Here is a 792-nt window from a genome sequence, read left to right on the forward strand (position 1 = left end):
ATCGATCAGCGACGCTGCCCTCACCCCCGAGCTGGTCACGCTCTGGAACGACAACTACTGCGTCTACGGGGTCCGCAAGCTCTGGAAGAGCGCCCGCCGTGCCGGGCTCGACATCGGCCGCGACCAGACCGGTCGGTTGATGCGCGCGGCTGGCATAGAGGGCGCGACACGCAGCAAGCGAGTGAAGACGACCAGGCCCGATCCGACCGCCGCACGGCACCCGGATCTCGTGAAGCGGGAGTTCACCGCAACCGGCCCGAACAAGCTCTGGGTCACCGACCTGACCTTCGTGCCGACCTGGGCCGGCGTCGCCTACGTCTGTTTCATCATCGACGTCTTCTCGAGGATGATCGTCGGCTGGCGATGCGCCAGTCACATGCGCACCGAGATGGTCCTCGACGCGATCGAGATGGCCAGATGGGGCCGCGGCACCCACCACGACGATCTCCGCTGTCACAGCGATGCGGGCAGTCAATTCACGTCGATTCGGTACGGCGAACGCCTCGCCGAGATCGGCGCGACACCCTCGATCGGCACCGTCGGCGACAGCTACGACAACGCCCTGGCCGAGACAGTCAACGGGTACTACAAGACCGAACTCGTTCGCGGACCCGCCTGCCCCGGCCCGTGGAGGACCGTCGAGGACCTTGAGCTCGCCACACTCGGATGGGTGCACTGGCACAACACGCAACGCCTCCACGGCTACCTTGGCGACATCCCGCCCGCCGAGTTCGAGCAGGCGTTCTATGCTGTCCAAGCCGACCGCGATCAGCTGGTGGGAATCAAATAGCG

1 protein-coding gene is annotated in these 792 nt (G+C 65.8%); it reads left to right on the forward strand.

Annotated features, from left to right (window positions below; translation table 11 throughout):
* Positions 1-790: IS3 family transposase (locus IPV10_RS16845; RefSeq protein WP_207485826.1), on the forward strand; the 790-nt coding region annotated here is incomplete at its 5' end.
* Positions 791-792 lie beyond the last annotated feature (2 nt).

Source organism: Microbacterium sp. SD291, assembly GCF_017355365.1.
Classification (GTDB): Bacteria; Actinomycetota; Actinomycetes; order Actinomycetales; family Microbacteriaceae; genus Microbacterium.